At 60.4% G+C, this 8,394-nt stretch carries 7 protein-coding genes; all 7 read left to right on the top strand.

The window, feature by feature from the left end:
* Positions 1–182 precede the first annotated feature (182 nt).
* Genes AAF358_24290 through AAF358_24260 form a run of 7 tightly spaced genes read left to right on the top strand, consistent with a single transcriptional unit; the run spans position 183 to position 8,383 of the window.
* Complete coding sequence (locus tag AAF358_24290) at positions 183–947, top strand: DUF3450 family protein (protein ID MEM7708699.1); 765 nt, start codon at positions 183–185, stop codon at positions 945–947.
* Positions 944–2,371 (top strand): MotA/TolQ/ExbB proton channel family protein, encoded by a 1,428-nt coding sequence (locus AAF358_24285; protein MEM7708698.1) that lies wholly within the window; start codon positions 944–946, stop codon positions 2,369–2,371. Before AAF358_24290 ends, AAF358_24285 begins: the two co-directional genes overlap by 4 nt.
* Entirely contained in the window at positions 2,371–2,970 is a 600-nt protein-coding gene (locus AAF358_24280; GenBank protein MEM7708697.1) for a MotA/TolQ/ExbB proton channel family protein, read from the top strand. Before AAF358_24285 ends, AAF358_24280 begins: the two co-directional genes overlap by 1 nt.
* A gap of 9 nt (positions 2,971–2,979) precedes the next feature.
* Positions 2,980–3,390, top strand: coding sequence for a biopolymer transporter ExbD (locus AAF358_24275; protein ID MEM7708696.1), 411 nt, complete (start codon positions 2,980–2,982; stop codon positions 3,388–3,390).
* A gap of 31 nt (positions 3,391–3,421) precedes the next feature.
* Positions 3,422–4,048 carry an energy transducer TonB gene (locus AAF358_24270; GenBank protein MEM7708695.1) on the top strand — a complete coding sequence of 209 codons (627 nt, stop codon included), beginning with the start codon at positions 3,422–3,424 and terminating at the stop codon, positions 4,046–4,048.
* A 12-nt stretch (positions 4,049–4,060) separates the two neighbouring features.
* On the top strand, positions 4,061–5,233 hold the full coding sequence (locus tag AAF358_24265; protein ID MEM7708694.1) for a hypothetical protein: 1,173 nt from the start codon (positions 4,061–4,063) through the stop codon (positions 5,231–5,233).
* Positions 5,234–5,239: 6 nt separating this feature from the next.
* Entirely contained in the window at positions 5,240–8,383 is a 3,144-nt protein-coding gene (locus tag AAF358_24260; GenBank protein ID MEM7708693.1) for an outer membrane beta-barrel protein, read from the top strand.
* The last annotated feature ends 11 nt before the right edge of the window (positions 8,384–8,394 follow it).

Genomic DNA, 8,394 nt, shown 5'->3' with positions numbered 1-8,394 from the left:
GGCTGCGCTGATCACGGCGATAGAGAGAAAGTTTGGGTCTGCCAGCACCAAAAGTGACATCTCTTCGCTCGATTCGGGGCTCTGTAACAAAAGTGTCATATGGCCTGATTATCCTTGCGGCACCAGAAGTCCGTCAGGGCGCTGGCGCTTTCCTGTACCTAACGGCCTAACGGATAAACAACATGACACTTTGGCGGCTCGGCGCATCTGCGCTGGCGGGTTTGGTCCTAGCGACCCCGGTATTTAGCGACGAGATCGACGAGCTGGCGAGTCGGCTGATTACGCTGCGCACGGAAGTCGAGGAGCTCAACCAGGAGCTCGACATATTAAAGGACGAGCAGCGCGCCACGATGGCCAGCCTGGCCGCGCAAAAAACGGAGCTCGCTGCTAACCAGAACCGGTTGGAAACTCAGGTCCAGCAGCTTCAGCAAAAGCTGAGCGAGAACCAGGCTGAGGCAGCCGAAGCCGGCGTCGACAACGACGTCCTCCTCCCTGCGGTGCTCGCTGCGATTGCCGACATGGAGTCGTACATCGGGCGCTCGCTTCCTTTTAAAAGAGAAGAGCGGCTTAGCGAGCTGGAGGAGATCCGGGTGCAGCTCGAGACCAACGTCATCCCGCCCAACCGCGCGGCAAACCGGCTGTGGGCGCTGTACGAAGACGAAATCCGCCTGACCCGGGAAAACGGCATCTACTCCCAAACGATCGATCTTAACGGGAAGCGTCTGCTTGCCGACGTAGCCAAGATCGGCACGGTCATGATGTTTTACCGAACCGCAGACCTTCAGTATGGCCAGGTGGTGCAGGCGGGCAACGAATGGCGCTTTCAGCCCGTTTCGGACGCTGAGGCCATCGCCAGCATCGCCAACCTGTTCGATTCGCTTCAGAAGCAGATTCGTCAGGGCTACTTTGAGCTGCCCAACACGCTGACCGGACGGGTGCCGTCGTGATCGCTCGCATCACAGCGTTGCTGCTGGCCGGCTTGCTTCTGCAGCCGAGTGTGAGCCTGGCGCAGGATCAGGCCGCGGACGAGAGCGTCTCGCAGCCGCCGGTGCAGCAGGCTCCAGCCCCCGCGCCGGCACCCCAAGGGCGTTCGGTTGAAGAGGCTTACCAGCGCGAGTTTGCCTTCCTCGAAGCGCAGCGGCGCGAGCTGGAGCGGCTGATCGAGCAGACCAAAAGCCGAAACGCCCAGGCGTCCAATGCCCTGCAGGCGGAGGTTGACGCCCTACAGCGCTCCGTTGTGCGGCTGGACTCGCAGGCGGACGCCGTCGACGAGCAGGTGAACGCTTCAGAAGAACAGGCGCTCGCCAACGCCGACAACCGAGCGATCCTGGCCGCGACGTTTCAGCAGGCTGGCGTGACCCTCGAGCAATACGACATCAGCACGCTGGACAGCGAAGCGTTCGCGAACATGACGGACGATCAGCGGGTGGCGGCGCTGTTTGACGAGGGTGCGCAGCTGATTGAGACGCTCGGCCAGATACGGCGCGAGCAGGGCGTCTTCTACACGGCCGACGGCGAGGAGATTGCGGGTGAAATCCTGCGCGTCGGGAACATCGCGGCCTACGGTCGGGGTGCTGGCGTGTCCTCCGTGCTGGCGCCTGCCGGCGGCGAACGGCTGAAGGTCTGGCCGGCCGGCGACCCGGAAGCCGTGAACGGTGTCCTGGCGAACGGCGGCGCAGCCACCATTCCGGTGTTCCTCTTCGAGTCCCTGGCGAAAGAAGTCGAGACCAAGAAAGCGAAAACGCCGGTGGACATTATCAACGACGGCGGAACCATCGGCTGGGTAATCGTCACGCTGGGTGCCATCGGTTTGCTCCTCTGCGTGCTGCGTTTTGTGTTCCTGCGCGGCGCCAGTACCGGCGCCGGCAAGCTGGGTGATCGTGTCGGCGGTATGGTGCGAGAGGGGCGCCAGGATGAAGCGCTGCAATACCTGCGCAACAAAAAGAGCGCGCCGGCTCGCGTGGTGGCGGCATCGATTCGCAACCTCGAAAAAGATCGGGATCACATTGAAGACATCGTCTCTGAGGCGATCCTGCACGAAAGTCCGCATTTGAATCGCTTCGGGATCTTTATCCTCGTCATCGCCGCCGTGGCGCCGCTGCTTGGTCTGCTGGGTACCGTCACCGGCATGATCTCCACCTTTGAGATCATCACCGAGTTTGGGACTGGCGATCCGAAGCTGCTTTCTGGGGGTATTGCGATTGCCCTGGTCACCACCGAGCTGGGCCTGATTGTTGCGATCCCGCTGCTGCTGCTCGGAAACATGCTGTCCAGCTGGTCCGAGGCCATCAAAGATCAGATGGAGAAAGCGGCGCTTCACGTCATCAACGTCAGCCAGGATCGCAAGTCGCAGCTGAGGGCGGCCGCCTGATGCTCCTGATGGAAACCATCCTGGCGGAGCTGCTGGCCTACGTGGACAAGGGTGGCTATGTCATGCCGCCGCTGATCGTTGCCACCGTGGTGCTCTGGCTTGCCATTGGCTATCGCATTTCGCTGCTGCAGCGAGGCAATCGGCGGAGCGTCCGAATCTTGCTGAGCCGCGCCAAGAAGGGCAAATTTACCAAGGCGAAGGGCCTCATCGACCGCGCCGTTTTGACCGGGGTTGAGGTGGTGCGAACCCATCCCACCGGCGCGCGCCCTTATCTGGACGACGCGTTTTCCCCCTACGAGCGCGATCTGCAGAAATACAACGCGCTGATTACCTCGATCATTGCCGTTGCGCCCCTGCTGGGGCTGCTCGGTACCGTTGTTGGCATGATCGAAACCTTCGACTCACTCGGCGACATGTCGCTCTATTCCCAGTCCGGCGGCATCGCCGGCGGCATTTCGCAGGCGCTGTTCACCACCCAGATGGGGTTGGCAGTGGCCATTCCAGGGTTGCTGGTTAAAGGCTTTTTGGATCGGCAGCAAAGCCGGCTGGAGCTTGAGCTGGCGCAGATCAAAGACCTGCTGACGGCTGGCCGTGTGTAAGAGACGCCGATGAGATACCGAGAAAAAAAGCGCGGCCCAGAGGGGATTGATATCTCACCCCTGATCGACATGGTCTTTATTCTGCTGATCTTCTTTATGGTCAGCACCACGTTTGTGAAGGACATGAAGCTGGACCTCGAACGGCCGGCGGCGTCCAGCAGCAGCGTCGCGTCGACCAAGGCGATCCGGCTGTACATCGATAAAGGCGGCGACACCTACCTCAACGGCGAACCGATTCGGGTTTGGGTGATTCAGAGCCGGCTGCGTGATTTGTTAAAGGGTGGAACCAACAAGTCGGTGCTCGTAGTGACCGACGAGATTGTGCCCACTAACCGTCTGGTTGAAGTGGTTGACCAGGCGAGGCTCGCTGGTGCCGAAGATGTCGGCGTGGCAACGGTGGCAGAGGCGGGCGAAGGCTGACCCGGGGACTACAGATAAGGTTTTTCTATTGATGAATATCAAAAAACACTCGATCGCTATGGCGTCCATGGTGCTCGGATCCTCGCTGGTGTTTTGCACCATTGTGCTGATCAATAAGTTTGCGGACGGTCCGCAGGCCGAAGACCAGATCAAGACGGCGAAGATCGACTACGAAAAGAAAGAGAAGCCTAAGCCCAAGAAGCAGGTGCAGAAGAAGCGGCCGCCACGCAAGCCGCAGCCGCGGCGCGCCCCGGCGCCTGTGACCGGCCTGTCATCGCTGTCGGGTCTGGACTTGGGCCTGCCGGGCTTTGATGCTGACGATCTTGGCGACCTGACCGGCGACCTGCTGGGCGGTTCGGATAACGTGGTCATGACCGACGATTCGGTTGACGATCCGCCCCGACCCACCGTTCAAAGCGCCATGGCCTATCCGCCCCGAGCCAAGGCCAAAGGTATCGAAGGCTACGTGCTGCTATCGGTCCTGATCAGCCCCACCGGTGACGTGGAGCGCGTTAAGGTGCTCGAGGCCAGCCCCAGCGGTATCTTCGAGGACGTGGCGGTTGCCGGCGTCAAAAGCTGGAAGTTTGAGCCCGCAAGCTACAACGGTGAAAGCGTACGCGTATGGGCTCGCCAGCGCGTGCGCTTCGACCTTTCGTAATCGACTCGCGACATGACCCCGATGTGGCGCACCCTCCTGGCCAGCGTTTTGCTGGCCCTTTGCTCTTGCGTGTGGGCGAAAGACGAGGACGTTGACTACATCGAGCTGGCGTCGGTGCTCGTTCAGGACGGGCACTACGACCGCGCTGAAGAGGCGCTGCTGAGCGTCGATCTCGCGCAGGACGAGGACGTCGATCGCGGCAAGTACTACGCCGTTTACGGGCTGGTGCAGCTCAATCGCAGCGAGGCGGCGCTGGCCAAAACCAACTTCTACCGGGCCATCGACGAAGGTTTTGTCGATGAAACCACCGGCCAGACGCCGGACGTCATCTACATCTACCTCGCTCAGGTGCACTACTCCCTGGAGGAGTACCGCGAGGCGATCGAGTCGATTGAGAAAGCGGGTGAGGCGGCTGCGCGGCTTTCTTCTACCTACATCATGCGGGCGCACGCCCACTGGCTCCTCAACGAGCGCAACAGCACCTGGGATATTCTCGCCGCGGCGTCTGAGCGTTTCCCCGGCAACTATTCGTTCACCCGCCGAAAGGTGTTTTACCTGATCGAGCTTTCTCTGTATCAGGAAGCCGCCGAGCTCGGTAAAGCGTACCTCGACGCCTCGGAAGGGACCGCTGAGGACTACGTTGCCATCGGCAACGCGCTGCGAAGCGCCGGTCAGTTCAACGAGGCGCTGCGCTTCTTAGAAATCGGTGGCCTGAAGTTCCCGGAGAATCTCGACCTCGCGAAGGTCAAGGCCCACACCTACCTCGGGCGCGGTGACCCGCTGGCGGCCGCGGAGATTTTTTATCAGGCGTCTCTCGCTGATCCCGCGCTCGTTTCCGAGGCGGCTGAGCTCTATCGCCGCGCAGGCAAGCTCTATCGAGCCCTCAGCCTCAATACGGAAATCCAGGCGCAGGACATCAAACTGAAACAACGCCTTGCCATCCTGCTGGAGCTGGAAGACTACAGCGGCATCGTCACGATGGAAGACGCTTTGAACCGGGCAGGTTTGCTGGAAGCGGAGGAAGATCTTCGCTATGCGCTGGCCTACGCGTATTTCAAGATGAATCAGTTTGACGACGCCATTCGCCACATCAGTCTCCTCAAACGCCCTGATCTGTTTCGTAAGGCTGTTGAGCTCCGCCGGGCCATGGAAGACTGCCGCGCCGAACCGTGGCGCTGCGCCTGATTCGCGATGACCAGACTCTGGATCCATATCGCGGCCTTGCTGCTGCTAGCGATGGCGGGTGCTCACGCGCAGGAGTCGGCGCCGGGAGATGACGCGCAGGCTGGCCCAACCGCCCAGGCGCCAGCCACTGATGAACCGGAGCCGCCACCCAAAAACGCTCGGCTGTCGATCTTCGTTTTCTCCGGTGGCGTTCCCCAGCCGGGAATCGAGGTGCTGGATGATGAGCTGATCGGCGAGACCGATTCTCGCGGAGCGCTGTTCTTTGAGCTGGCGCCAGGCGAGCACGAGCTGACAATCCGTAGCGCAGAAGCGCTGATTGCAACGCTGCCGCTCAACCTCATTCCCGACGAATCGGCGCAGCTGCTGGTCACGATTTTTGATGATGGCCGGGACGCCAGTATCGTCCTCGACAGTTCCAACCAGGGACAGGGTCTCGAGGCCAGCGGCGAGGCCGAGCAGCTCATCGTCGCCGGCGATCCCGGCAAGCTCTCAGGCAAAGTGTTCTCAGTTGAGACGGGCGAGGGTGTAAGCGGCGCTCGGATCTTCATCAGCGGTACGCCAGTCGATTTACAGACCAGCCCGGACGGCTTGTTTGAGGTCGACCTGCCGCCGGGCACCTATTCGATATCCGTGATGCACGGGGAGCATGCGACCCTCACCCAGGACGGCATCGAAATCGTGAGCGAGCAAACCACGCCGCTGGAGGTGGAGCTGGTACCGGCTGGTCTGGAGCTGCCCGAGTTTGTGGTGCTTGAGCCGTTTGTCGAAGGCTCGCTGGCCTCGGTGCTCGAGGAGCAGCGAACGTCTTCGGGTGTTGCCAACGTGCTCGGCGCGGAGGCCATATCCCGCGCGGGTGACGGCGACGCGGCCGGTGCGTTGAAGCGAGTTACCGGCCTGACGCTGGTGGACGGGAAATATGTGTACGTGCGCGGCCTGGGTGAACGCTACTCAAGCGTGCTCTTGAACGGCGCCAACATCCCCAGCCCCGACCCAACGCGTCGCGTCGTGCCGCTGAGCCTGTTTCCGGCGGATATCCTCGCCAGCGTCCTGGTCCAGAAGAGTTTTGAGTCCAACATGCCGGCGGAGTTTGGCGGCGGCACCATCAACCTTCGAACCACCGGCATCCCTGCCAGCAGTTTTTATCGGGTTGGCGTTTCGTCGGCCTGGCACAACCAGTCGACCTGGGACAGCGGTGGGGACTACCGCGGCGGTAATGACGACTTTCTCGGCAAAGATGATGGAACCCGAGCCTTCCCGACGCCCGACTTTTCTCTCACGGATACCACCGGGCAAGAGCTTCCGACGATTTACAACAATCGCCCGCGCGAGCTGCCGGCTGACTACAACCTGACAATTTCCGGAGGCTGGCGCGGAGACTGGGGTGACGTAACCGCGGGTGCGCTGGCGGTCTATGCCTACGATCAGGATTTCCGCAACCGCTTTGAAACCCGCGATTCGTTCTTCGGGTTCCTCGTTGATGATGAGATCCGTCTGACGACCGCAACCGATTTTGATGTCGACATCACCCGCCGGTTCATCAATATCACCAACTACCTGTCGGCCGGGATCGACTGGAAAGGCCTTCACCAGCTGAGTTTCACCGGCATGCGGCTCCGCAATTCTGAGGACGAAACGCGGGTTTCACGCGGCCTGGAGATCGAGGGCAACATCATCGAGGAAACGTTCCTCGAATTTGAGTCGCGGGAGCTCTCTGCGCTGCAGCTCAACGGCAAGCACGTGTTTCCGAAGCTGGCCGACTTTGAAATCAGCTGGTTTTACTCCGACGCGGATACGTTCCGAGACTCCCCCGACGCGCGGCGCTACAGCTATACCGACTTCGGTGAAGGCGATTTTGTGTTTACCGGCAGCAACACGGCGAACGAGCGATTCTGGTCGCTGCTGGAGGACAACGCCACCAACTACGCGGTCGATCTTCGGCTGCCCGTGGAGTGGGATGATCTCTCCGTGTCCTTTGGTGCCGGCATCAACAAGGTCGACAAAGATCGAAACTCGTTCATTCGTCGGTTCCGCTTTGAGTGTCGCAGTCGCGATTGCCGTGACCGTGATCTTCGCAGGCAAGACCCCGAAACGGTTTTGGACCCGATCAACATTTCACCTGACGGTGGGTTTCAGTTTTTTGAGCGGACGCTCAGCTCCGATACCTACTTCGCGGACCAGACCATCGACGGCCAGTATCTTTCGGTCGACGCAACCTGGCGCAAGCTTCGCGTCTATCTGGGTATCCGGGACGAGGCTTTTGACCAGAACGTGACAACCGTCGACCGCTTCGACACCAGCGAGCCTGTCGTGTCGGATATCCAGACAGACGAAAAGTATCCTGGCGTTAGCGCCACCTGGTCATTTAGTGACGCCACCCAGCTAAGGCTTAGCTTCAGTGAGACCACCACGCGTCCGGAATTTCGCGAGGCGTCCACGTCTCTTTACACCGATCCTGAGCTTGACCTGAACATCAACGGTAACCCGAATCTCGTGCCGGTCAACATCACCAACTACGACCTGCGCTGGGAACGATACTTCGACACCATCAACAACATCTCCGTTGCGCTGTTTCGCAAAGAATTGGAGAACCCAATTGAGCTGATTTTTCTGGGCGGCTCGGCCCAGAGCACCACCGTAGGCAACGTGCAGGCTGCGGAAATCAACGGCCTTGAGCTGGAGTTTTATCGCAGCCTGGAGCCGCTGCAGCGCTGGTGGGATCTCGGGCTGTTCTCGAAGTTGTACGTAGCCGGCAATTACAGCTACATCGACTCCAGCGTGGAAATTACCGAAGAGCAGGCGGGCCGCCTCACCAACCTCAACCGGGAACTACAGGGCCAGTCTCCGTATGTGTTTAACCTGCAGATCGGCTACGACAACGAAGACCGCGGCATCAAGGCGACGCTGCTCTACAACACCTTCGGCGAGCGAATCAGCTTTGTCGGCGCGCAGGGGGTGCCAGACATCTTTGAGCAGCCCACTCACGTTGTGGATTTTGTCTTCAGCCAGACCTTCCTGGATGGCTCTTTGAAACTTGGCTTTAACGCAAGAAACCTGCTTGACGATCGGGTGCTGTTTACCCAGGGAGACGAGTTCACGCGGACCTTTAAGCGGGGCCGCGAGTTCGGAATCGGCGTGGATTGGCGTTTCTGACGGGTTACACA

Source organism: Pseudomonadota bacterium (assembly GCA_039033415.1).
Classification (GTDB): Bacteria; Pseudomonadota; Gammaproteobacteria; order Xanthomonadales; family SZUA-38; genus JANQOZ01.
Note: the sequence above shows the minus strand (reverse complement) of the source record. Positions and strands in the feature narration are given on the sequence as shown.